Origin of the sequence: Micromonospora sp. DT44, from assembly GCF_049841635.1 — a bacterium.
Lineage (GTDB): Bacteria > Actinomycetota > Actinomycetes > Mycobacteriales > Micromonosporaceae > Micromonospora.
Genome location: NZ_JBNCKS010000033.1, coordinates 45,120 through 67,742 on the forward strand (window position 1 = coordinate 45,120; position 22,623 = coordinate 67,742).

The following is a 22,623-nucleotide window of genomic DNA, read 5'->3' on the forward strand; positions in this document are numbered from 1 at the left end:
TATCCCCTCCGGTCGCTCACCACCACCGTCGCCACGACAACCGGCGGTGAGGACGCGATAACAGATTGACACGTCTACAGCCATGAATGCAACTCTCATCGGCCATCTCTCATGTACCCGTTCCCATAAATGTGTGCGACCATCGATGCATGGCCCCCAAGACCGCCCGTGCCCGCCGACTCGGCATCGCCCTACGCCAGTTCCGGGAAGCCGCCGGGCTGACGCTGGAGTCCGCCGCAGACGAGATCAACAGCACCCGCAGCACCCTCTCGCGCTACGAGAACGCCCAGACACTGATCAGCCCGGCCACCGTGCGCGCCCTGCTCACCTCGTACGGGGTGACGTCCGAGGAGGTGGCCGCCGCGGTGCAACTCGCCAAGGACGCGCGCAAGCCGGGCTGGTGGGTGTCGTACTCGTACCTGCTCGACCCGCGCACCATCGACTTCATCGCCCTGGAGGCGGAGGCCACCGCCATCTCCAACTTCGAGCCGTCCGTGGTGCCCGGCCTGCTGCAGACCGCCGACTACATCCGCGGAGTGATGCGCGGCGGCCCGCACACCCTGGGCGACGAGCTGGTGGAGCAGCGGGTCAAGATCCGGCTCGACCGCCAGCAACGGCTCACCGCTGACACCCCACCCATCCTCGACGCGATCATCGACGAGGGCGCGCTGCTGCGCCCCGTCGGCGACGAGTCGGTGATGGAGGGCCAGCTACGGCACCTCGTCAAGATGGCCGAGCTGCCGAACATCACCGTCCAGGTGATTCCCCTCTCCGCCGGCTACCACCGGGGCACCCGTGGCTCGCTGCACATCCTGGAGTTCGCCGATCCGGAGGACCCGATCATCGCCTCGGTGGAGACCGTCGCCGGTCAGATGATCCTCGACCGGGCGGGCGAGACGCGTACCTGCACCAAGATCATGGAGCATCTGCGCAGCGTGGCGCTCAGTCCGGCGGACAGCCGGGCGATGCTCCTGTCAGTCCTGAAGGGACGGTAGGAGACCGATGACACCGACGATCTCAGCGGCGTTGGCCACGGCGGCGTGGCGCAAGAGCAGCCGTAGCGGCGACGAGGGAGCCTGCGTGGAGGTGGCCGCGATCCCCCGACTGGTGGCCGTCCGCGACTCCAAGGACCCGGCCGGCCCGGCCCTGCTGTTCCCCCCGGCGGCCTGGGCCACCTTCGCCCAGGCCCCACCGCGCCGCTGACCAGCCAGTAGGACCCGCGCCCCGCCGACCGGGCTGACACAGCCCGGAACGCGGGGCGCGGCCGGGCGGGGGCGGGATCAGGCGACCAGCGGGCGGGGCTCCGGCGCGGCACGTACGGCCTCCAGGGCGGCGATCGCCACGCCACGGGCGCCGGCCATGTCGCGCTCCGGCACGAGCGCGAAGGTGGCGACGGCGGCCTGCTCCGCGCGGAGCACGGTGTGCTCGCGGACCGTCGCCAGGAACCAGTCCCGGAATGCCGGTGCGGCCTCCACCACACCGCCACCGACGAAGTACGCGTGCGGGTCGGTGAAGTTGGCCGCCAGGGTGAACAGACGGCCCAGCGCCATCGCCTGCTGGGTGAAGAGGTCCCGGGCCAACGCGTCACCCCGCTCGCCGTAGCCCCGCACGAGCTTCGCCGCCCGTGCCACCGGCTCGGCCGCGAGGGGGTGGTCGGGATAGCGGGCCAGCCAGTACGGCAGCAGGTTGCGCTCGATGCCGGTCAGCGACGCGATGCTCTCGACATCGCCGGTGAAGCCGCAGGCGCAGGTCGGCTCCGACTGCTCCGGACCGAGCAGGCCGCCCAGCGGGATGTGTACGTGACCCAGCTCGCCGGCCATGCCGGCGGCGCCGGCGATCACCCTGCCGCCCTCGACCACCCCGCCGCCGAGGCCCGTGCCGACGATCGCGGAGACCGACGACCGGGTCATCGCCTCGTCACCGAAGTACACGTGGTGGGCGTAGAGCGCCGCCGCGTTGCCGTCGTTGTGGTAGACCACCGGCAGGCCCAGCCGACGCTCCAACGCGCCTCGGACGTCGAAGCCACGCCAGGCCGGCTGCGAGAAGTTGGTCGAGCCGCGCGACGAGATGACGCCGGTGGCGCTCGCAGGACCCGGGGTGTCGAGCCCGACCGCCCGGACCAGCTCGCGGGGGACGCCGGTCTGCGCCAGCGCCCCGTCCAGCGCCCGCGCCAGCGCCTCGATCGCCGCCTCCGGGCCGGCCTGCACCTCGCTGGGGATCTCCAGCAGGCCGTCGACCAGGAAGTGGCCGTCCACCGTCAGCACGGTGGCGTTGTTGCTGGTGCCACCGTTGTCCAGGCCGACGACCACCGGCACCCCTGCGCTGCCCACCGCAACCGCCTCCCGCCCTCATGAGTGTGAGCCGAGGCTAGTGCCAACCCCGCTCCCCCGCCACGTCACTCCCCCTCCCGACCCTGGATCCCCGCGATCTTGCACTTTCTGTGCCGACAAACGGCACGCGAAGGCACATCTCCACCACCGAAAGTGCAAGATCGCGGGGAGCGAAGGGCGGGGACGGGAGGAGTCAGCGGGGACGGCGGGCTGTTATCGCCGTTGCTTCCCGGTCTTCGTCGTGGTGGACGGTTGGCGTCAGGCCGGCCGTGTGGAGGGCCGCGCACAGTGCGTCCACCTGCGTCTCGCCGGCCTCGACCACCAGGTGACCGCCCGGGGCCAGCCAGGTCGCCGCCTCGACGCCCACCCGGCGCAGCACGGCCAGCCCGTCCGGCCCGCCGTCGAGCGCCACCGGGGCCTCGTGCAGCCGCGCCTCCGGCGGCATCAGGGCCACCGCGTCGGTCGGCACGTACGGTGCGTTGGCGACCACCAGATCGAGTCGCCCCCGCCAGCGCTGGGGCAGCGGGGCGAACAGGTCACCCTCGTACACCTCGGCGGCCAGCCCGGCGAGGTTGCGCCGGGCGCACGCCACCGCCACCGGGTCGATGTCGGCGGCGGCCAGCCAGCGCGGCGCGAGCCGGTGCGCCAGCGCGACGGCGGCAGCCCCGGAGCCGCAGCAGAGATCGACCACGGCCGGGGCGGGACCGGTCAGCTCAACCGCCACCTCGACCAGCAGGGCCGTCCGGCCGCGCGGCACGAAGACGCCCGGGTCGACGCCGATCCGTAGGCCGCAGAACTCCGCCCAGCCGAGCACGTACTCCAGCGGCTCACCGGCCACCCGGCGGTCGGTCAGCTCGGCCAGCGCCACCGGATCGTCGGTGGCGGCGAGCAGCAACTCGGCCTCGTCCTCGGCGTACACACAGCCGGCGGCGCGCAGCCGGCCCACCAGGGCCGGCCGGTCGATCGACGGTGACTTCACTCAGGCACCGCGCTGGCGTCCAGCGCGGCGGCGATGTCGGCCACCAGGTCGGCCGTGTCCTCGGCGCCGCAGGAGAGCCGGACGAAACCGGGCGCGGTGTCGTCGCCCCACTGGGCCCGCCGGTCGGCGGTGGTGTGCAGACCGCCGAAGGAGGTGGCGGCCGCCACCAGCCGGGCGGCATCGACGAAGCGGGCGACCCGATCGGCGTCGCCCAGGTCGAACGACAGCACCCCGGGCATCCGGCGCATCTGCGTCGAGGCCACCGCGTACGCGGGGTCGTCCGGCAGCCCCGGCCAGCGCAGCCCGGTCACGTCCGCACGGGCCGCCAGCAGGTCGGCGACGGCGGCGGCGTTCGCGCTCTGCCGGGCCAGCCGCAGGTCGAGGGTCGCCAGCGACCGGTGGGCCAGCCAGGCGTCGAACGCGCCGGGCACCGAACCGGTGCTGGTACGCCAGAGCGTCACCGCCTCCACCACCTCGGCGGACCGGCTGGCCAGGTAGCCGAGCAGCAGGTCGGAGTGGCCGGTGAGCGCCTTCGTGCCGGAGGCCACCACCAGGTCGGCGCCCAGGTCCAGTGGACGCTGCCCGAGCGGGGTGGCCGTGGTGTTGTCGACCGCGAGCAGGGCGCCGGCGGCGTGCGCCCGCTCCGCCAGGGCGGCCACGTCGACCACGTCCAGGCCCGGGTTGGCCGGGGTCTCCACCAACACCAGCCGGACGCCCTCGAACGACGGGTACGGGCCGACGGTCGGCACGAAGAGCACCCGTACGCCGATCGTCTCCAGTACGGCGGTGGCGAACGCCCGCACCGGGAAGTACCCGTCGGAGGGCAGCACCACGGTGTCCCCCGGGCGCAGCAGGGTGAACAGCGCGCCGGTGATGGCGGCCTGACCGCTGGCGAAGACGCGACAGTCCCCGCCCTCCAACTCGCCCACCGCGGCTTCCAGCAGCCGCCGGGTCGGGTTGTCGGGGCGACCGTAGCCGTTCGGCGATGCGTCCGGCCCCTGCCGCGGGTCGAGGTGGTACGGCGCGGCGAACACCGGCCCCGGCAGGAACGGGTCACCCGGTGCCGGCTCCGGCAGGCCGGCGCGTACACAGCGGGTGCCGTCTCCCCACTCGCTCATCAGGTCCTCACTCGTACGACTCGGGCTTGGCGGTGCGGCTCATCAGCGCCTGGACGGCGAGACGGGGGTCCATCCCCTCGTGGCAGATCCGTTCGACGTGCTCGGTGATCGGCATCTCGACGCCGTGCGCCCGGGCCAGGTCGCGGATCGCGAGGCAGCTCTTGACGCCCTCGGCGGTCTGTCGCGTGGCGGTCTGGGCCTGTTCCAGGGTCTCGCCCCGACCCAGGTGCTCGCCGAAGGTGCGGTTCCGGGCCAGCGGGGACGAGCAGGAGGCGACGAGGTCGCCCATACCCGCCAGGCCGGCGAAGGTGATCGGGTCCGCGCCGAGCGCCACGCCCAGGCGGGCCGTCTCGGCGAGCCCCCGGGTCATCAGCATGGCCCGGGTGTTGTCGCCGAAGCCCATCGCCGTGGCGATGCCGTAGGACAGCGCGATCACGTTCTTGACCGCGCCGCCCAACTCGCAGCCGATCACGTCGTCGTTGGTGTACGGGCGCAGGTACGGCGTACGGATCGACGACTGCACGAGCGTGGCCCGGTCGGCGTTCGTGCCGGCCACCACCGTTGCGGCCGGCTGCTCGGCGGCGATCTCCGGGGCCAGGTTCGGGCCGGAGACCACCACCACCCGGTCCGCGGCCACCCCGGCGGTCTCCACGATGACCTCGCTCATCCGCCTGGTGGTGCCGAGCTCGATGCCCTTCATCAGCGACACGAGCGTCGAGTCCGGGTGCAGGTGCCGGGCCCACTCGGCGAGGTTGCCGCGCAGGGTCTGCGACGGCACGGAGAGCACCACCACCTCGGCGCCGGTGATCGCCTCGGCGGCGTCGGTGGTGGCGGTAACCCGGGCCGGCAGCAGCAGGTCCGGCAGGTACTCGGGGTTGCGACGCTCGGTACGGATGCTCTCGGCAACGGGGGCCCGGCGGGCCCACACGGTCACGTCCCGGCCCGCGTCGGCCAGGATCTTGGCGAAGGCGGTGCCCCAGGAGCCGGCACCGAGCACCGCGACGTGGCCGCTCATGCCGCTTCGCCCTCAGGCCGTTCGACGGACGGTCGGGCCGGCCGTTCCCACAGGGGTGGCGGGGTCCCGCCCCGGATCTCGGCGAGCATGTCCCGCAGCCGCAGCATGATGGCGTCCGTCATCTCTTCGAGGGTTTCCCGGGTCGGCGGCGCGTCCGCCCAGCGGCTGAGGTCGACCGGCTCCCCGGCCACCACGGTGACCGGGAGCCGGGGGCGTGGGTTGAGCCGGCTGGTACGCGGGTCGAAGATCCGCTCCGGCCCCCACATCGCCACCGGCACCACGGGCGCCCCGGTGGCCAGCGCCAGCCGGGCGGCGCCGGTCTTGGCCTTCATCGGCCACAGCTCCGGCTGCCGGGTGGTGGTGCCCTCCGGGTAGATCACGACCGCACCGCCCTGGTCGAGCGCGGCGACCAGCGCGTCAAGCGAGCGGACCGCCTCGACGCTGCCCCGCTCGACCGGGATCTGCCGGCAGCGGTGCAGGATCCAGCCGACCACCGGCACCCGGAACACGCTGGCCTTGCCCAGGAACTGGGGCCACCGGCCGGAGTCGTAGACGAAGTGCGCGGAGACCAGCGGGTCGGCGTGCGAGATGTGGTTCGGCACGATGATCACGCCGCCGTCACCGGCGAGGTGTTCCTGGCCGCGCCAGGTCCGCCGGGTCCAGACGGTCATCACCGGCTTGACCAGCCCCACGGCGAACCATTGCCAGAACCCCAGCCTCCGCCGTGCCACTGTGCCTCCTCGTCGCGCCGACCCCACCGCGCGCGCCCCACCCGCGACACCCGCAGCGGAAATCATGCCTGCTCGCCCCCGGTACGGCCAGCGAGGGTCCCGTCGTCCGGCTGGCAGGATTGCGGACGTGATTCAGCCGAGGTGGGCCGTCGTGGTGCCGGTGAAGCGTCTGACCGGAGCCAAGAGCCGGCTGCGGGGCGCGCTGCCCGGCGTACCCCATGAGGAGCTGGCGCTGGCGCTGGCGGCCGACACCCTGCGCGCGGTGCTGGCCTGCCCGGCGGTCGCCGAGGCCCTGGTGGTGACCGACGACCACCGGGTGGCGCAGGCGGCGCGGGCCCTCGGCGCGCGCACCCTCGCCGACCTGCCGGACGCCGGCCTGAACGCGGCGTTCCGGCACGGCGCGGCACAGACCGTGGCGCGGTGGGTGACCGGACTCACCGCCGACCTGCCGGCGCTGCGCCCGCAGGACCTGGCCGCCGCGCTGCTCGCGGCGCGGCGCGGGGCCGAGGGGGTACGCCGGTTCGTCGCGGACGCGCCCGGTACGGGGACCGTGCTGCTCACCGCCCCGCCGGGCGTCGACCTCGATCCGCGGTTCGGGATCGACTCGGCGGCGGCGCACGAGGCGAGCGGAGCGCTGCCGCTGACCGGCGACTGGCCGAGTCTGCGACGTGACGTGGACACCGCGGACGACCTGGCCGAGGCCGCCCGCCTGGGTCTGGGGCCGCGCACGGCCGCGCTGCTCGCCACGGTCCGCCCGGCGCGCGCCACGAGCTGAGGGCGCCGGCCGCGCCGCACCGGGGTGACCTTGCCGGTGTACGGTGCCAGCATGCAGGGCACGGTGGCCAGCTACGACGCGGCGACGCGCAGCGGTGTCCTGCTGCTCGACGACGGCACCGAGCTGCGCTTTCCCGCCCGGGCGTTCGACGCCTCCGGCCTGCGGCTGCTGCGGCTCGGCCAGCGGGTCCGCATCGACACCGATCCCGACGGCGAGGTCGTCCGGGTGACATTGCCGACGATGAACTGAGCTGGCAGGGCCAAGTTCATTTTGCGTTAACTCGAATCGGGTGATTATGAGCAGGTGAGCACCCCTCGCGAGCACCCGGTCACCCCGCCCGCCACCGACCCCCGCAACGGCGCCCGCATCCGCGGCACCGATGGCCGTTTCCGCCCGTCCCGGGCCGAACGGGCCGGCGCCGCCCGCGCCGACACGCTCGCCGACGACCCGGGGGGCGCCTCCTCCGGGCTGGACGAGGTCCTCGACCCCGCCGTCACGACCACCGAGACGGACGGCCCGGCGGCCGGTGGGCTCCAGCCGGGCCCGCCACCCGCCGGGGACGACGGGGAGGCCCCGACCCCTCCCCCGCTGCCGGAGGACCGCTTCCTCAACCGGGAGCTCTCCTGGCTCGACTTCAACGCGCGGGTGCTCACCCTCGCCGAGGACCAGCGCACTCCCCTGCTGGAGCGGGCCAAGTTCCTGGCCATCTTCGCCAGCAATCTCGACGAGTTCTACATGGTCCGTATCGCCGGGCTGAAGCGACGACTCTCCGCCGGCCTGCCGGTGCGCGGCGGAGACCGGCTGCCCCTGCGTACCCAGTTGGAGCTGATCGCCGAGCGGACCGCCGCGTTGGGCGCCCGGCACGCCGCCTGCTTCGTCGACGACGTGCTGCCCAAGCTGGCCGACGAGGGCATCCGCATCCTGCGCTGGGGCGATCTGGGCGACGGCGAACGGGAGCGGCTGCGCACCTACTTCCGGGAGCACATCTTTCCGGTGCTGACCCCGCTCGCGGTGGACCCGGCGCACCCGTTCCCGTACATCTCGGGACGCTCGCTGAACCTGGCGGTGGCCGTCCGCGACCCGGACGGCGGCTCCGAGCTGTTCGCGCGGGTGAAGGTGCCCAACAACGTCCCGCGGTTCGTCCGCGTCGACCGGGACCAGGCGGGCGTACGGATGCTGCCGGTCGAGGACCTGATCTCGGTGCACCTGGGTCAGCTCTTCAGCGGCATGCAGGTGGTCGAGTGCCACCTGTTCCGGGTCACCCGTAACGCCGAGGTGGAGGTCGACGAGGACCGCGACGAGGACCTGCTCCAGGCGCTGGAACGGGAGCTGGCCCGCCGCCGGTTCGGCCCTCCGGTGCGGCTGGAGGTCGCCGCCTCCATCTCCGACCACATGCTGGAACTGCTCGTCCGCGAGTTGGACATGGACGACCAGGACGTACTTCGGGTGCCCGGCCTGCTCGACCTGTCCGCGCTCTGGCAGGTGTACGGCGAGGCCGATCGCCCGGATCTGAAGGACCCGCCGTTCGTACCGGCCACGCACCCCCGGCTCACCGAGGGTGAGGTGCCGCGCAGCGTCTTCTCCACCCTGCGCGACGGGGACATCCTGGTGCACCACCCCTACCACTCGTTCGCGACGAGCGTGCAGCGCTTCATCGAGCAGGCCGCCGCCGACCCGAACGTGCTCGCCATCAAGCAGACGCTCTACCGGACCAGCGGTGACTCGCCGATCGTGGACGCGCTCGTGGACGCGGCCGCCGCCGGCAAGCAGGTGGTGGTGCTGGTCGAGGTGAAGGCCCGCTTCGACGAGGTGGCCAACATCGGCTGGGCCCGGACCCTGGAACGCGCCGGCTGTCACGTGGTGTACGGGCTGGTGGGGCTCAAGACGCACTGCAAGACCGCGTTGGTGGTCCGGCAGGAGGGCAACCAGATCCGCCGGTACTGCCACATCGGCACCGGCAACTACCACCCGAAGACCGCGCGGCTGTACGAGGACTTCGGCATGCTCACCGCCGATCCGGAGATCGGAGCGGACCTCACCGACCTGTTCAACGTGCTGACCGGCTACAGCCGGCAGACCGCGTACCGGCGACTGCTGGTCGCCCCCCAGGGCATCCGCAGCGGACTGATCGAACGGATCGAGCGGGAGATCGCGCACGTCCGCCTCGGCATGCCCGGCCTGGTCCAGTTCAAGGTCAACTCGCTGGTCGACGAGGGCATAACCGACGCGCTGTACCGGGCCTCCCAGGCCGGCGTCCACGTCGACCTGCTCATCCGGGGCATGTGCACGCTGCGTCCCGGGGTGCCGGGGCTGTCGGAGAACATCCGGGTCCGCTCGATCCTGGGCCGCTTCCTGGAGCACTCCCGCATCTTCCGCTTCGGCAACAACGGCGAGGCCGAGTTCTGGATGGGCTCGGCGGACCTGATGCACCGCAACCTGGACCGGCGGGTGGAGGCGCTCGTGCAGGTGAGCGACCCGATCGCCCGAGCCGAGCTGGACCACGTGCTGACCGCCGCCATGAGCCCGGACGTCGACGCGTTCGAGCTGGCCGGCGACGGCACCTGGACCCGGCGTACCGGCGGCGACGAAACGGCCCGCGCACATCTGCAGGAACTGTTGCTGCGCCGCGTCGGTGGCACAGCCGGCTGAGCGATCACCGCCTAGGCTGAGCTGATGGTCGAGGAGGAGCAGAAGTACGAGGTGGACGACACCTTCGTGCTACCCGACCTGTCCGCCACCGCACCGGTCGGTGGGCGGGTCCGGGCGCTGCCGCCGGTGACGCTCGTCGCCCGCTACCTCGACACGGTCGACCTGCGGCTGGCCCGCGCCGGGGCTTCCCTTCGCCACCGTGACGGGGACGAGCCGCCGTGGACGGTGAAGCTGCCCACCGGCACGCCCGGCGTCCGGCACGAGATCTCCCGTCCCGGGCCGGCCGGGCAGCCGCCGCCGGAGCTGGTCGAGCTGGTCACCGCCCTGCACCGGGGTGCGCCCCTGACACCGGTCACGGTGGTGCGTACCGTCCGGCACGCCCACGAGGTGTGCGCCGAGGATGGCACGGTGCTCGCCGAGGTGGTGGACGACCGGGTGAGCGTCCTCGACGACGCCGGCGCCACCACGGGTGAGTTCCGCGAGGTGGAGGTCGAACGCAAGGCCGGCGACCGTGACCTGCTGGGCCGCATCGGCGCGGTGCTGCGCGACGCCGGGGCGCGGGCCGGCTCGTTCACCCCGAAGCACGTGCGGGCGCTGGGGGCCGTGGCACAGGCCGAACCGGACCTGGTCGCACCGGGCGAACTGGCCGACGACCCGAGCGCCGGGGAGGTGGTCACCGAAGCGGTCCGCAAGGAGGTACGCCGGCTACTGGCGCACGACCCCCTCGTCCGGCTGCACAGCTCCACCGGCGACGGCGACAGCGCAGTACACCAGATGCGGGTGGCCTGCCGACGGCTGCGCAGCGACCTGCGGACCTTCCGTCCACTCGTCCGTCGGAGCTGGGCCCGCCCGCTGCGCGACGAGCTGCGCTGGCTGGCCGGGGTGCTCGGCGGCGCGCGCGACGCCGAGGTGCTGCGCGAGCGGCTGCGGCGCACCGCGACCGCCGACCCACTCAGCCCACTCGACGCGGACGCGGTCGACCGGCTCGACGACGCGCTCGCGCAGCGGCAGCGGCAGGCGCTCGCCGCCATCGACGAGGCGCTGCGCTCCCCGCGCTACCTGGCCCTGGTGGACGCCCTCGTGCTGGCCGCCCGCGCGCCCCGGCTCACCCGGCGGGCGGCCACCCCGGCAGCCCGGACGCTACCGAAGCTGGTGGCCCGACCGTGGCGGCAGCTCACCGGCCCGGACGGCGTCGACGGGCTCGACCCGCTCGCGCCCGACGACCGCTGGCACGCCGTCCGCAAGCAGGGCAAACAGGCCCGGTACGCGGTCACCGCCGTCCTCCCGGCGGTCGGCGGGGACGCGCAGCGGCTGGCCCGTGCGCTGGCCCGCGTCCAGGACGTGCTCGGTGAACACCAGGACGCCGCGGTGGCCGCCGAGACCTGGCTCGCCCTCGCCGCCGAGCGGCCGGACGACCACGACGTGGCGGTCACCGCCGGACGGCTGGCCGAACGGGAACGCGACACGGTCCACCGGATGCGGGCCCGGTTCCCCGACGCGTGGCACCGGGCGACCCGGCGACGGCGGACCAGATGGCTGCCGTGACGGGCATCCGGGCCGCCGGCGGGGTCTGCTGGCGACCGACCGACGACGGCGTACGGGTCTGCGTGGTGCACCGCCCGCGCTACGGGGACTGGACGCTGCCCAAGGGCAAGCTGGAACCGGGCGAACACCCGCTCGTCGCGGCGGTCCGTGAGGTGGCCGAGGAGGCCGACGTGCGGGGCGTACCGCAGGTGCGGCTGCCGTCGGTGCGCTACCGCAGCGAGGGACAGGCCAAACTGGTCGACTACTGGTCGATGCTCGCCGTCGCCGAGGGGGGTTTCCAGCCGGGCACCGAGGTCGACGACATCCGGTGGTTGACCGTCGACGACGCGATCCGGCTGGTCAGCTACCCGCACGACGCCGAGGTGCTGGCCGCGTTCGCCGCGCTGCCGTCGGTGACCGCGACTGTCGCGCTGGTCCGGCACGGGCACGCCGGGAAGCGGGCCACGTGGACCGGTCCGGACACCGGCCGGCCGCTCGACGACGAGGGGTGGGCCCAGGCACACGCGCTGGCGCCGCTGATCGCCGTGGTCCGGCCGGCCCGGTTGCTGTCGGCGTCGGCACGCCGCTGCGTGCAGACCCTGGACCCGGCCGCCGCGCTGCTCGACCTGCCCATCGAGGTCTGCGGCGACCTGGACGAGCCGCAGCCGGGCCAGCAGCCCGACGAGCGGATGCTGGCCACCGCCGCGCAACTGCTGGAGCTGGGCTGCGCCGGCGGGCAGGTGGCGGTGTGCAGCCAGGGCAAGGTGCTGCCCGGCGCGTTGGAGCGGCTGACCGGCCGCGCCGACGAGGACTTCACCACCCCGAAGGGCGGCGGTTGGCTGCTCGCCTTCGTCGGCGACCGACTGCTCGCCACCGATCGCCTCTGACGCCTGGGCACTGATCCGCCCCGGTCAGCCGACGCACCGGGTCAGCGCGACATCGTCGGTGCGGCGCACCGGGTCAGCGCGGCTTCGTCAGCCCGACGCACCGGGTCAGCGCGGCTTCGTCGGCCCGGCTCACCGGGTCAGCGCGGCGGCAGCGTGACGGTCACCGCCACCGGCAGATGGTCGCTGGCCTCGCCACGCGGCGCGACCGGGTCCGCCGCCGTCAGACCGGGTGAGACGAAGACGTGATCGATCTGCTGCCGGGGGTCGTCGGCGGGGCTGGTCGCCAGCGGCCGGGCGGCCGCCAACGCGTCCACCAGACCCGCCCCCGTGAACTGGCCGAACGCCTCGTCACCCGGCTCGGTGTTCAGGTCGCCGGCCACGACGAGCGGGCGGCCCGCCGCGTACCGGATGGCGAAGTCAGCGACCGCACGGGCCTGGACCACCGGTCCCCGGCCGGGCGGCGGCTGCAGGTGGGTGCTCACCACGGCGGTACGCACGTCGTCGCCGAGGTCGAGGGTCACGGCGAGCGCCTGCGCGCCGGTCGGCGCCCCGACAGCCGGCAACGGCAGGGACTCCGGCGCGGTGACCGGCCAGCGGCTGAGCACCGCGTCACCCCACACCGGGTCGGCGGCCGGTCCGAAGACGTACGGCATGCCGAGCCGATCGGACAGCAGGTCCAGCGTGTCGTGGCCGCCGTTGAGCAGCCAGCCCCGGTCCACCTCGCTGAGCAGCACGACGTCCGGTCGCTGCCGGTCGATCGCGGTGGCCAGTCCGGCCAGGTCGAACCGGCCGTCCAGGCCGAAGCCCATCCGGATGTTGTACGCCACCACCCGCAACCGCTCCGGCGGGCCCTCCCGGTTGCTGGCAACCGGAAGTTCCTCGTTGACCAGCGGTGCGAGCAGGGCCAGCACGGTAACCACGGCCGTGGTCGGCAGGGGCGACAACGGTCCGGGGAGCCGGCGGCGGATGGGACGGGCCGTCACAGCCACCCCGGCGACCAACGCGGCCACCACCACCGGCACGGCGGCGTTGGGGTAGCCGAGGTCGTAGGCGGAGTAGTAGCCGATCGAACCGACCACGAAGACGAGCATGCCGGCAGCCAGCGCGTACCCCCGGCGGGCCGCCGCCCGCAGTCCATCGCCCGCCTCGTCCGCCCGTACCCGGTCGGGGCCGGCGCTGTCGGTGCGGGCCGCGCTGTCGGTGCGGGCCGCGCTGTCGGCCCGGCCCGCGCTGTCGGCCCGGCCCGCGCTGTCGGCCCGGCCCGCGCTGTCGGCCCGGCCCGCGCTGTCGGTGAGGGCCAGGCAGGCGCCGAGGCCGACGGCGCTGAGCAGCATGGCCGCGACCAGCAGATCGCCACGGTCGAGCGCGAAGAGCACCGCGCCCGCCAGCAGGGCCACCGGCCCGAGTGGGCGGGTCCACGGCCGGGTCGGGCCCGTCAGCGCGGCCAGCAGGAATCCGGCGACCGCGACCGGCACCGGCGCCAGGCCGAACAGCGGCGAACGGGCGACGGCCCCATCCGCTTGCAGGTACGACATCCCGGCCTGCGCCAGGGCCGGCGCGAGGGCCACCATCCCGGACAGCAGCAGCGTCGGCCCGAACAGCAGCCACGATCGGGCCCCGCCAGGGCCGGGCGGCGCGGCGGGCAGGGCGGCGTCGAGCAGGAACAGCGCCACCGCGACGACGGTGAGCAGCCAGGCCGCCCAGCCGCCGCGCCAGACGAGGTCGTAGGTGTCCAGCAGCGCGTGACCAACGGCGTTGACCGCCAGCCCGAGCGCCAGCCCCGGCACCGGGCGGTCGGTGCCGGCGGCGACGCCGACCAGCCACACCAGCCCGGCCATCAAGCCCACGGTGGCCAACCAGAGCTGCGGGCGGCCACCAGGGGTCGCGGTGAGCGCGAGCCGGGCCACGGCCAGCACGACGGCAGCGGCGACGGTCACCGGACGGGTACCGACCCGACGGACCAGTGCCGGCGCGGCCAACGCCAGGACGAACCAGCCGAGCGCGAACGCGCCCATCAGCTCGGCCGGAGTGGAAGCGGCCTGCCCGAAGATGGTGATGATGCCGGGTAGCCAGACGCGCAGCACGTCGATCAGCAGGATGACGCCCAGCGCGAGCGATGAGGTGGTGAGCTGGCGGTAGCGCACCGGCGCCCCACTTCCCGTCGACGGACCGACTCGAAGGGGGGAGCCGGCACGGCGATTCTGCGCGTACCGCCCGGTCGGGTCAACGGTTCCGACACGCACGAGGGGCGTCCACCACGCGGTGGACGCCCCTCGCAGCTCGGTCGGTCAGCGCTTGCTGGCCGCCTTCTTGGCCGGAGCCTTCTTCGCCGGAGCCTTCTTGGCCGCCGTGCTCTTGCTCGCCGCCGCGGTGGTCTTCTTCGCCGTGGCGGACTTGGTCGCCGCGGCGCTCTTCTTCGCCGGGGCGGTCTTCTTGCTGGCGACCGTCTTGGTCGCGGTGGTCTTGCTCGCCTTGGCCGGGGCGGTCTTCTTGCTGGCCGCCTTCGTGGCCGTGGTGGTCTTGCTCGCCTTGGCCGGGGCCGTCTTCTTGCTGGCGGCCTTCGTGGCGGTGGCCTTGGTGGCGGTGGCCTTGGTAGCGGTGGCCTTGGTGCCCGTCGCCTTGGTGCCGGCCGCCTTCGCCGTGGTGGTCGCCGTCTTCTTCGCCGCCACCGTGGCCTTCGGCACCTTGCCGCTGGCCACCATCTCCTTGAACCCGGCGCCGGGACGGAAGGTCGGGACGGACGTCTTCTTGACCTTCACCGCCTCGCCGGTACGCGGGTTGCGCGCTGTTCGTGCGCCACGGACACGCTTTTCGAATGCTCCGAATCCGGTGATCGCCACCTTCTCGCCCTTGGTGACCGCCGCCTGGACCTCAGTGAGGACCGCGTCGAGCGCGGCCGTCGCCGTTTTCCGGTCTCCCAGGCGAACGGCGAGCGCCTCGATGAGCTCGGCCTTGTTCACGACTTCCTCCCGATTGTGCAACTGACTCGACGCGAGCCATTCTGCGCGCACCGTATGCCCTGTAGTGCCTGGACACAAACATTCGGCGGAAAAAAGCCCTTGTGTCGTAACGGATTCGCCCGCACCGGTTGGACCGGCGAGGGCGAAATCCGATGTGCAGTACGCGTACGGCTATGCCACGGAGGGCAGGAACGGCGGTCGGCTGGCCTCGTACGAGTCGATGTCGGCGGCGTGTCGGAGGGTGAGTCCAATGTCGTCCAGGCCCTCGATCAGCCGCCAGCGGCTGAAGTCGTCCAGCGGGAACGACCAGGTCGCGTCCCCGGCCCGGACCTGTCGGGCGGTCAGATCGACGGTCACCGGCGTGGTCGGATCGGCCTCGACGAGATCCCACAACTCCTCGACGGCTTTCAATTCCAACTCGACCGGCAGCAGGCCCTCCTTGAGTGCGTTGCCGCGGAAGATGTCACCGAAGCGCGGCGACACGACCGCCCGGAAGCCCCAGTCCCGCAGCGCCCAGACCGCATGCTCACGCGATGATCCGGTGCCGAACTCCGGTCCGGCGACGAGGATCGACGCCCCGGAATAGGTTTCATCGTTGAGCACGAATGCCGGGTCTTCCCGCCAGGCGTTGAACAGCCCGTCGGCGAAGCCGGTACGGGTCACCCTCTTGAGGTACACGGCCGGGATGATCTGATCCGTGTCCACGTTGGACCGCCGCAGTGGCACGGCCGTACCGGTGTGGGTGGTGAACTTGTCCATCTCGTCGGTCCCTTCTACAGGTCGGCGGGGGCGGCCAGCCGGCCGACCACGGCGGTGGCGGCGGCGACCGGCGGGGACACCAGATGGGTACGTCCGCCCCGGCCCTGCCGGCCCTCGAAGTTGCGGTTGGAGGTGGAGGCGGAGCGCTCGCCCGGCTTGAGCGTGTCCGGGTTCATGCCCAGGCACATGGAGCAGCCGGCGAACCGCCATTCGGCGCCCGCGTCGGCGAAGACCTTGTCCAGTCCCTCGGCCTCGGCGGCCTCGCGTACGGAGGCGGAGCCGGGCACCACGAGCATCCGCACCCCGTCGGCGACCCGGTGCCCGCGCAGCACGTCGGCGGCGGCCCGCAGGTCCTCCAGACGGCCGTTGGTGCAGGAGCCCACGAAGACCACGTCGATGGGCAGTTCCCGCAGCGGGGTGCCGGGGCGCAGATCCATGTACTCCAGGGCCCGGCGTGCGGCGGCACGCTCCGCGTCGGTGGTGAACTCGTCCGGGTCGGGCACCGGCGCGCTCAGCGGCGCGCCCTGGCCGGGGTTCGTGCCCCAGGTGACGAACGGCGTGATGCGGCTGGCGTCCAGCGTCACCTCGGCGTCGAAGTGCGCGCCCTCGTCGGTCGGCAGCGTCCGCCACCAGGCGAGCGCCGCGTCCCAGTCGGCGCCCTGGGGCGCGTTCGGCCGACCCTTGAGGTACGCGAAAGTCGTCTCGTCCGGCGCGATCATGCCGGCCTTGGCGCCCCACTCGATGGACATGTTGGCGATGGTCATCCGCCCCTCCATGGAGAGGTTGCGGATCGCCTCACCGCGGTACTCCACGATGTGCCCACGGCCGCCGCCGGTGCCGACCTGGGTGATCAGCGCCAGCACCAGGTCCTTCGCGGTGACGCCCGGCGCGAGCTGGCCGGTGACGTTCACGGCCATCGTCTTCGGCCGGCTCTGCGGCAGCGTCTGGGTGGCCAGCACGTGCTCCACCTCGCTGGTGCCGATGCCGAAGGCGAGCGCGCCGAACGCGCCGTGGGTGGCGGTGTGCGAGTCGCCGCAGACGATCGTCATGCCCGGCTGGGTGACGCCGAGCTGCGGGCCGATGACGTGCACGATGCCCTGGTTGGCGTCGCCGAGGGGGTGCAGCCGCACCCCGAACTCGGCGCAGTTGCGGCGCAACGTCTCGATCTGCGTACGCGACGTCGGGTCCGCGATGGTGAGCAGGTCACCACGGCGGGACCGGAACGCCGGATCGTCGTACCCGGTCGGGGTGTTGTGATCCTCGGTCGCGAGGGTCAGGTCGGTACGACGCACCCGACGCCCGGCGAGCCGGAGCCCGTCGAACGCCTGCGGGCTGGTCACCTCGTGCAGCAGGTGCAGGTCGATGAAGAGCAGGTCCGGCTCACCAGCGGCGGACCGTACGACGTGCGCGTCCCAGACCTTCTCGGCCAGGGTCCTCGGCTCAGGAGTGACTCCCACCATCTGGACATCCTAAATTCTGGGAGGTAAGTTTCGGCTTGTGGGACACAGTATGAGCGGTGTCGGCGTTCTCGACAAGGCGGTGGTCATCCTGGCCGCCTGTGTCGACGGCGCCAGCCTTGCCGAACTCGTTGAACGCACCAAGCTGCCCAGAGCCACCGCACACCGGCTGGCGCAGGCCCTGGAGATCCACCGGATGCTGGTCCGGGACACACAGGGCCGTTGGCGCCCCGGGCCTCGGCTCGGCGAGCTGGCCAACGCCGCACCGGACGTCCTGCTGACCGCCGCCGAGCCCCTGCTCGCCGCGCTGCGCGACGCCACCGGTGAGAGCGCCCAGCTCTACCTGCGCCGCGCCGACGAGCGCATCTGCGTGGCCGCCGCGGAGCGCGCCAGCGGCCTGCGGGACACCGTCCCGGTGGGCTCGGTGCTGCCCATGACGGCCGGTTCGGCGGCACAGATCCTGCTCGCTTGGGAGCCGCCGGAGGCAGTGATGCCGCTGCTGCCGCGCAGCAAGTTCACCGGCCGCACCCTGGCCGAGGTACGCCGCCGGGGCTGGGCGCAGAGCGTCGCCGAGCGGGAGGCCGGTGTGGCGAGCGTCTCCGCACCGATCCGCGACCGCACCGGCCGCGTGATCGCCTCAATCAGCATCTCCGGCCCGATCGAGCGCCTCGGCCGCCGCCCCGGCGAACGCCACGCCATGGCCGTGGTGCGAGCCGGCCAACGCCTCTCCGGCCTCTAACCCAACACCCCCAACCCCCTGCCCCTCCCCCCTGCCCCGCCCCCTCCCCTTCATCCGTTGATCATGAAGTTGTTGTCCCGACACGCCGACGCGGGTGGCAATATCTTCATGATCAACGGGATGAGCCGGGGACGGGCGCGGCCGGGGACGGGTCCCGTCGACCCCACCGATCCCGCCGGCCGACCTCCCCGCTCGCCCCCGTTGATCAAGAGGTTTGCGTCACGACACGCCGATCCCGATGACGCGAACCTCTTGATCAACGGGGCGGGCCGGCCCGTGCGCCGGGAGGGCCAGTGGGCCGGAGTGCCGACCGGGCCGGGGGCCGGGGCCGAGTTGGGCCGGGCCAGGGCCGGGTGGGGATATGGGAAAGGCTCACCTCGCGGGCCGAGGTGAGCCTTTGGTTGTAGCCCCGACCGGATTCGAACCGGCGCTACCGCCTTGAGAGGGCGGCGTCCTGGGCCGCTAGACGACGGGGCCAGAACTTTCCTGTTCACCGCCCTCGCGGGCGGTGCGGCTTGTAGTCTAGCGGCACCGCGCGCGGGGGCGAGAAGCGGGTACGGGCAACGGCCGCACGTGGGACGGCCCAGATCGACTCGGTTTTCGTGAACTCGGGCTGTCAGCCGGCCCAGGACACCACGGTTTCATGCAAGTCGAGTCGATCAAGCCAAGCCGAGACCGGCAGACCGCGACCAAGCCAGGCCGCGACCGAGCCAGGCCGCGACCAAGCCAGGCCGCGACCGGCGGGCAAGGCGGCGGACACGAAACAGCCCGCCTCACCGCAGTGAGACGGGCTGTGCACGATGTAGCCCCGACCGGATTCGAACCGGCGCTACCGCCTTGAGAGGGCGGCGTCCTGGGCCGCTAGACGACGGGGCCAGAACAACTTTTCGCTCCCCCACCCTCGTCGGGCGGAGGAGCTGCACTCCACCGGAGACCACTCTCCGCCCCCGTAGGGACGGAGCCGATCTCCGTCAGAATCCAGCGTCCGGGATTCTCGCGAATCCCAGCTGCGCTGGGGTACCAGGACTCGAACCTAGACTAACTGAACCAGAATCAGTCGGGCTGCCAATTACCCCATACCCCATCGGCCCCTTGCGGCGCCGGGAGTGAACATTACCCTCCCGGTGCCGGCAGGCCAAATCCGATCCCCCCGAAACACCCTTGAGCTGCGGAAACAGGGGCATCAGACCGATCAGGCGACGGGGACCACCGGGTTGCTGAGCTCGCCGATGCCCTCGATTCGCACGGAGACCGTATCCCCCTCGACGAGCGGACTAACCCCCGCCGGGGTGCCGGTGAGCACCACGTCGCCGGGCAGCAGCGTCATCACGTGCGAGATGTACGACACCAGGCCGACCACGTCGAAGACCATGTCCTTGGTCCGGCCGAGCTGGCGTACCTCCATCTCGTCGGGGTTGCGACCGACCTCACACCGGATCTCCAGGTCGGAGACGTCCAGCCCGGTGGTGATCCACGGCCCGATCGGGCAGAACGAGTCGAAGCCCTTGGCTCGGGTCCACTGTCCGTCGGAGCGCTGAAGGTCCCGGGCGGTCACATCGTTGGCGCAGGTGTAGCCGAAGATGGCGCGTTCGGCGGCGGCGCGGTCGGCCCGGCGGGCGCCCGGAGCGCCGATCACGACGGCCAACTCCGCCTCGTGCTCGACCTGCTTGGAGAAGATCGGCAGCCGGATCGCGTCGCGCGGCCCGATCACCGAGGTGGACGGCTTGAGGAAGAGCAACGGTTCCTTGGGCACGTCGTTGCCGAGTTCGGCGGCGTGGTCGGCGTAGTTGCGGCCCACGCAGACCACCTTGCTGGGCAGGATCGGCGAGAGCAGCCGGACGTCGGAGAGGGCCCAGCGGGCCCCACTGAAGGAGAGCTGGCCGAACGGGTGACCCTCGATCTCGGCGATGGTCAGGCCCTGCGGCCCGGCCTCCGGCTCGCCCTCGACGGCTCCGAACGACATTCCCTTGGCATGAGCGAAACGAGCGATACGCACCCGGCCAATCTAGCCCCGCCGACGCGTCCACCGGCCACAACGGCCGGCGGGTGTGCGCAACCCGTCAGTGTCGCGGCACCTTAGCGCAGGTCGGGACGGCCGAGGCGGGATTCCGCACTTCGTACCCGCACGGAGGCCGGGCGGCCCTAGCGTCGGCTCCGGAGGTTCGTTCGTATGCCTGCATCGACACGACACCACAGAGCCCTCGCAGTGTTCGTACACTGCCTCGGCATCCTCGCCGCCGTGCCGGCCCTGCCCGCGGCGGCCCCGGAGGCGGCGGCCGCGCCACGACCAGCGGCCGTCACGCCACCGCCAGCCGTGCCACGACCGGCGGCCGGCACGCCATCGCCATCGCCATCGCCATCGCCAACCGTGCCACCACCGGCGGCCGGCACGCCACGACCGGCCGCGCCGACGCCCACGACCGGGCCGACGGCGGTCGGACCGCCGGTACCGGTGGCCGCGCGGGTGACCAGCGCGGAGCCCACGCCGCCCTCGGCGCCACCCGCGGTGGCGACGCCCACGCGGGCCGTCGTGCCGGCGCCCCCGCCTCCGGTCACGGTGGCGGTAGCGCCCGAGAGCAGTCCGGCGCCGCGTTACCGGATCCACGTCCGCAACGTGGGCAACTCGCCGGTCGACACCACGGTGCGTCAGGAGCTGCCGTCCGGATCGTCGGCGACCGCGATCAGCGCGGGCGGCCGGTCCAGCCGTTCCGGCGGGTCGACGGCCGAGGTGACGTGGCGGTTGCGGTTGCCGGCCCACAGCAGCACGACGCTGGGTACGGCCCTGACCGCGACCGCGCCGGGCCAGCCGCTGACCGCGCCGGCCTGCGCGTTCACCAGTGACGGCAGCCGGCCGTACGACTGCGCCACCGCCACCTGGCAGGCGGCAGCCGCCGCACCGGCGGCGAAGGCCACCGAGGGGCCGCCGTGGCGGCGGTACCCGGTGCTGCTGGCCGGGTTGGGGATCCTGCTGCTGATCAGCGCCGTCGTGGCCCGGGTGTGGCGTCGACGGCGGGGAGGGCGGGTGACCGCCGCCGCCCTGGCCGACGGGTCGGCGGAGGGTGGACGCGGAACGATCTACCCCCGCCCGGCGACGCCGAGCCCGAGCCGACGCCGGCGTACGCCGCCGGTCTGGCTGCTGGTCGGCGCCGCGGTGGTGGTCCTGGCCGGCGTGATCGGCACGGCCGGCTGGACGGCGACCCGGCAGGTCTCGTCGATCGACACCCAGAAGCAGCCGACCAGTGGCGCGTGGCGGGGTACCGGGGTCGCGGGCCCGATGGGCGTGCCGCTGCGGGAGTCCGCGTTCGAGTTCACCGTCTACCGGATGACGTGCGGCGCGGCGGGCAGCGCGGCCACCGCCCCGGGGGCCAGCGCGCCACCGCCGGGCGCGCGGAGCTGTCAGGCCACCGTGGGTGTGCGCAACCTCACCGGTTCCGAGCAGCCCTGGCACGGCCAGTTGCAACGCGCCTACCTGCCCGGCAACCGTTGGGTGAGCACGGACGAGTCGGCCACCCGGGCGGCCAACCTGGGGCGGGACGTCTTCGCCAACCCGGTGGCCGCGGGCAGTCGGGTGGTGCTCCCGCTGGTCTTCACCGTCGACGGGCGGGACCCGCCCCGGCAACTGGAGCTGCGCAGCGGGGTGTTCTCGGCCGGCGTCCGGGTGCAGATGCCCTGACCGGCGTGCGGGCGGCGGTCGTACCCTGGGATCCGTGACCGCCGCCCTCGCCCCCGCCGTGCTCGACGTGGCGACCTGGCAGGCCCGTCGCCGGGCCCACGAGGAGCGGGCGGACGCCTGGCTGACGCCGCACCTGGCCCGGCGTCATCGTGGCGAGCGGCATCCGGTGGAGGACTTCCTCTTCACCTACTACTCGCACCGGCCGGCGCAGCTACGCCGCTGGCATCCCGGCGCGGGCGTCGAGCTGCGCGACGCCGACCCGGCCGAGTTCGGCCGGGACTACCGTGCCACGTCCGTCGGGGTCACCCTCGACACCGAGGGGGTACGCCTCAGACGCGGCGATTCGATCGCGTGGATCCGTTCGCTGCTGGGGGCCACGGCGGGCCGGACGCCGCACTTCGGCTGCTTCGGGATGCACGAGTGGGCGATGGTGTACCGGCAGACTCGCGAGGAGCTGCGTCACAACGCCTGGCCGCTGCGGCTGGCCCCGGAGCGGACCGCCGAGGTCGTCGAGGAGCGCGGTGTGCGGTGCAGCCACTTCGACGCGTACCGGTTCTTCACCCCGCCGGCCCGGCCGTTGAACGTGCTCAACCCGACGCGCGAGACGCAGCACGCGAACGAGCAGCCGGGCTGCCTGCACGCCAACATGGACCTCTACAAGTGGGCGTACAAGCTGTCGCCGCTGGTCCCGTCCGAGCTGGTGGCGGACTCTTTCGAGTTGGCCCGCGAGATCCGCACGCTGGACATGCGGGCCAGCCCGTACGACCTCGCGGCACTCGGTCATCCGCCGGTGCGGGTGGAGACGCCGGAGGGTCGGGCCGAGTACGCGACGGCGCAGCGCGGGTTCGCCGACCGCGCGGCAGTACTCCGCGACCGGCTGCTCGCCGCGATCCCCTGACGCCCCTGTCGTGAGCCGCCCAGCCGGCGTCAGCGCGGGCGCGACGCAGGTGATCCCGTTTCCCTGCGCGCGTCCCTAACCTCGGACACGCGAAAGGCCCCCAGCGCGAACCGGGAGCCTCTGCGTCGT

Annotated in this window: 20 protein-coding genes and 3 tRNA genes; 10 read left to right on the top strand and 13 right to left on the bottom strand. The window is 73.2% G+C overall.

The window, feature by feature from the left end; translation table 11 throughout:
* Positions 1-149: 149 nt before the first annotated feature.
* Complete coding sequence (locus tag ACLQ25_RS19700; protein ID WP_357131152.1) at positions 150-995, top strand: helix-turn-helix domain-containing protein; 846 nt, start codon at positions 150-152, stop codon at positions 993-995.
* Positions 996-1,002: 7 nt separating this feature from the next.
* Positions 1,003-1,203 (top strand): DUF397 domain-containing protein, encoded by a 201-nt coding sequence (locus ACLQ25_RS19705; protein WP_357131155.1) that lies wholly within the window; start codon positions 1,003-1,005, stop codon positions 1,201-1,203.
* A gap of 77 nt (positions 1,204-1,280) precedes the next feature.
* On the opposite strand, the gene ACLQ25_RS19710 is transcribed toward ACLQ25_RS19705, so the two are convergent.
* The 5 genes from ACLQ25_RS19710 to ACLQ25_RS19730 all read right to left on the bottom strand — a co-directional run bounded on the left by ACLQ25_RS19710 (position 1,281) and on the right by ACLQ25_RS19730 (position 6,173).
* Positions 1,281-2,330, bottom strand: a complete 1,050-nt coding sequence (locus tag ACLQ25_RS19710; protein WP_425732282.1) for an ROK family protein — start codon at positions 2,328-2,330, stop codon at positions 1,281-1,283.
* A gap of 193 nt (positions 2,331-2,523) precedes the next feature.
* A complete protein-coding gene (locus tag ACLQ25_RS19715; RefSeq protein ID WP_425732283.1) occupies positions 2,524-3,309 on the bottom strand; it encodes a putative protein N(5)-glutamine methyltransferase in 786 nt (261 codons plus the stop codon).
* Positions 3,306-4,427, bottom strand: coding sequence for a cystathionine gamma-lyase (locus ACLQ25_RS19720; protein ID WP_425732284.1), 1,122 nt, complete (start codon positions 4,425-4,427; stop codon positions 3,306-3,308). The genes ACLQ25_RS19715 and ACLQ25_RS19720 overlap by 4 nt, the downstream gene beginning before the upstream one ends.
* A gap of 7 nt (positions 4,428-4,434) precedes the next feature.
* Positions 4,435-5,442, bottom strand: a complete 1,008-nt coding sequence (locus tag ACLQ25_RS19725) for an NAD(P)H-dependent glycerol-3-phosphate dehydrogenase (RefSeq protein ID WP_425732285.1) — start codon at positions 5,440-5,442, stop codon at positions 4,435-4,437.
* Positions 5,439-6,173, bottom strand: coding sequence for a lysophospholipid acyltransferase family protein (locus tag ACLQ25_RS19730; protein ID WP_425732286.1), 735 nt, complete (start codon positions 6,171-6,173; stop codon positions 5,439-5,441). Before ACLQ25_RS19730 ends, ACLQ25_RS19725 begins: the two co-directional genes overlap by 4 nt.
* 127 nt (positions 6,174-6,300) lie before the next feature.
* Between ACLQ25_RS19730 and cofC the strand changes: the two genes are divergently transcribed.
* The 5 genes from cofC to ACLQ25_RS19755 are packed head-to-tail and all read left to right on the top strand — an operon-like array spanning position 6,301 to position 12,008.
* The gene (gene cofC / locus ACLQ25_RS19735) at positions 6,301-6,948 is read left to right on the top strand and encodes a 2-phospho-L-lactate guanylyltransferase (RefSeq protein WP_425732287.1); all 648 of its coding nucleotides are present in this window, start codon (positions 6,301-6,303) and stop codon (positions 6,946-6,948) included.
* Between the two features lie 51 nt (positions 6,949-6,999).
* Positions 7,000-7,197 (top strand): cold-shock protein, encoded by a 198-nt coding sequence (locus ACLQ25_RS19740; protein ID WP_007456426.1) that lies wholly within the window; start codon positions 7,000-7,002, stop codon positions 7,195-7,197.
* A gap of 54 nt (positions 7,198-7,251) precedes the next feature.
* A complete protein-coding gene (locus ACLQ25_RS19745; RefSeq protein WP_425732288.1) occupies positions 7,252-9,597 on the top strand; it encodes an RNA degradosome polyphosphate kinase in 2,346 nt (781 codons plus the stop codon).
* Between the two features lie 24 nt (positions 9,598-9,621).
* Positions 9,622-11,142: a CHAD domain-containing protein gene (locus ACLQ25_RS19750; RefSeq protein ID WP_425732289.1), complete on the top strand. Its 1,521-nt coding sequence runs from the start codon at positions 9,622-9,624 to the stop codon at positions 11,140-11,142.
* Positions 11,130-12,008: an NUDIX hydrolase gene (locus tag ACLQ25_RS19755; RefSeq protein ID WP_425732290.1), complete on the top strand. Its 879-nt coding sequence runs from the start codon at positions 11,130-11,132 to the stop codon at positions 12,006-12,008. The genes ACLQ25_RS19750 and ACLQ25_RS19755 overlap by 13 nt, the downstream gene beginning before the upstream one ends.
* 137 nt (positions 12,009-12,145) lie before the next feature.
* On the opposite strand, the gene ACLQ25_RS19760 is transcribed toward ACLQ25_RS19755, so the two are convergent.
* From ACLQ25_RS19760 to leuC, 4 genes are all read right to left on the bottom strand, one after another.
* Positions 12,146-14,152, bottom strand: coding sequence for an endonuclease/exonuclease/phosphatase family protein (locus ACLQ25_RS19760; RefSeq protein ID WP_425732291.1), 2,007 nt, complete (start codon positions 14,150-14,152; stop codon positions 12,146-12,148).
* Between the two features lie 144 nt (positions 14,153-14,296).
* Positions 14,297-14,968, bottom strand: a complete 672-nt coding sequence (locus ACLQ25_RS19765; protein ID WP_425732292.1) for an HU family DNA-binding protein — start codon at positions 14,966-14,968, stop codon at positions 14,297-14,299.
* Positions 14,969-15,139: 171 nt separating this feature from the next.
* Positions 15,140-15,727: a 3-isopropylmalate dehydratase small subunit gene (gene leuD / locus ACLQ25_RS19770; protein WP_425732293.1), complete on the bottom strand. Its 588-nt coding sequence runs from the start codon at positions 15,725-15,727 to the stop codon at positions 15,140-15,142.
* A gap of 14 nt (positions 15,728-15,741) precedes the next feature.
* Positions 15,742-17,187: a 3-isopropylmalate dehydratase large subunit gene (leuC, locus tag ACLQ25_RS19775; RefSeq protein WP_425732294.1), complete on the bottom strand. Its 1,446-nt coding sequence runs from the start codon at positions 17,185-17,187 to the stop codon at positions 15,742-15,744.
* Between the two features lie 49 nt (positions 17,188-17,236).
* Between leuC and ACLQ25_RS19780 the strand changes: the two genes are divergently transcribed.
* The gene (locus ACLQ25_RS19780; RefSeq protein ID WP_091671614.1) at positions 17,237-17,923 is read left to right on the top strand and encodes an IclR family transcriptional regulator; all 687 of its coding nucleotides are present in this window, start codon (positions 17,237-17,239) and stop codon (positions 17,921-17,923) included.
* Between the two features lie 404 nt (positions 17,924-18,327).
* Here ACLQ25_RS19780 and ACLQ25_RS19785 read toward each other — a convergent pair.
* The 4 genes from ACLQ25_RS19785 to ACLQ25_RS19800 form a co-directional block, all read right to left on the bottom strand.
* Positions 18,328-18,400, bottom strand: a tRNA-Glu gene (locus tag ACLQ25_RS19785).
* Positions 18,401-18,726: 326 nt separating this feature from the next.
* Positions 18,727-18,799: transfer RNA gene (locus ACLQ25_RS19790), tRNA-Glu, on the bottom strand.
* 136 nt (positions 18,800-18,935) lie between these two features.
* Positions 18,936-19,007 (bottom strand) — tRNA-Gln (locus tag ACLQ25_RS19795).
* A gap of 108 nt (positions 19,008-19,115) precedes the next feature.
* On the bottom strand, positions 19,116-19,919 hold the full coding sequence (locus tag ACLQ25_RS19800) for a fumarylacetoacetate hydrolase family protein (RefSeq protein ID WP_425732295.1): 804 nt from the start codon (positions 19,917-19,919) through the stop codon (positions 19,116-19,118).
* 174 nt (positions 19,920-20,093) lie between these two features.
* Between ACLQ25_RS19800 and ACLQ25_RS19805 the strand changes: the two genes are divergently transcribed.
* Both ACLQ25_RS19805 and ACLQ25_RS19810 read left to right on the top strand, forming a co-directional pair.
* Positions 20,094-21,596 carry a hypothetical protein gene (locus ACLQ25_RS19805; RefSeq protein WP_425732296.1) on the top strand — a complete coding sequence of 501 codons (1,503 nt, stop codon included), beginning with the start codon at positions 20,094-20,096 and terminating at the stop codon, positions 21,594-21,596.
* A 34-nt stretch (positions 21,597-21,630) separates the two neighbouring features.
* A complete protein-coding gene (locus ACLQ25_RS19810) occupies positions 21,631-22,494 on the top strand; it encodes a 3-methyladenine DNA glycosylase (protein ID WP_425732297.1) in 864 nt (287 codons plus the stop codon).
* Positions 22,495-22,623 lie beyond the last annotated feature (129 nt).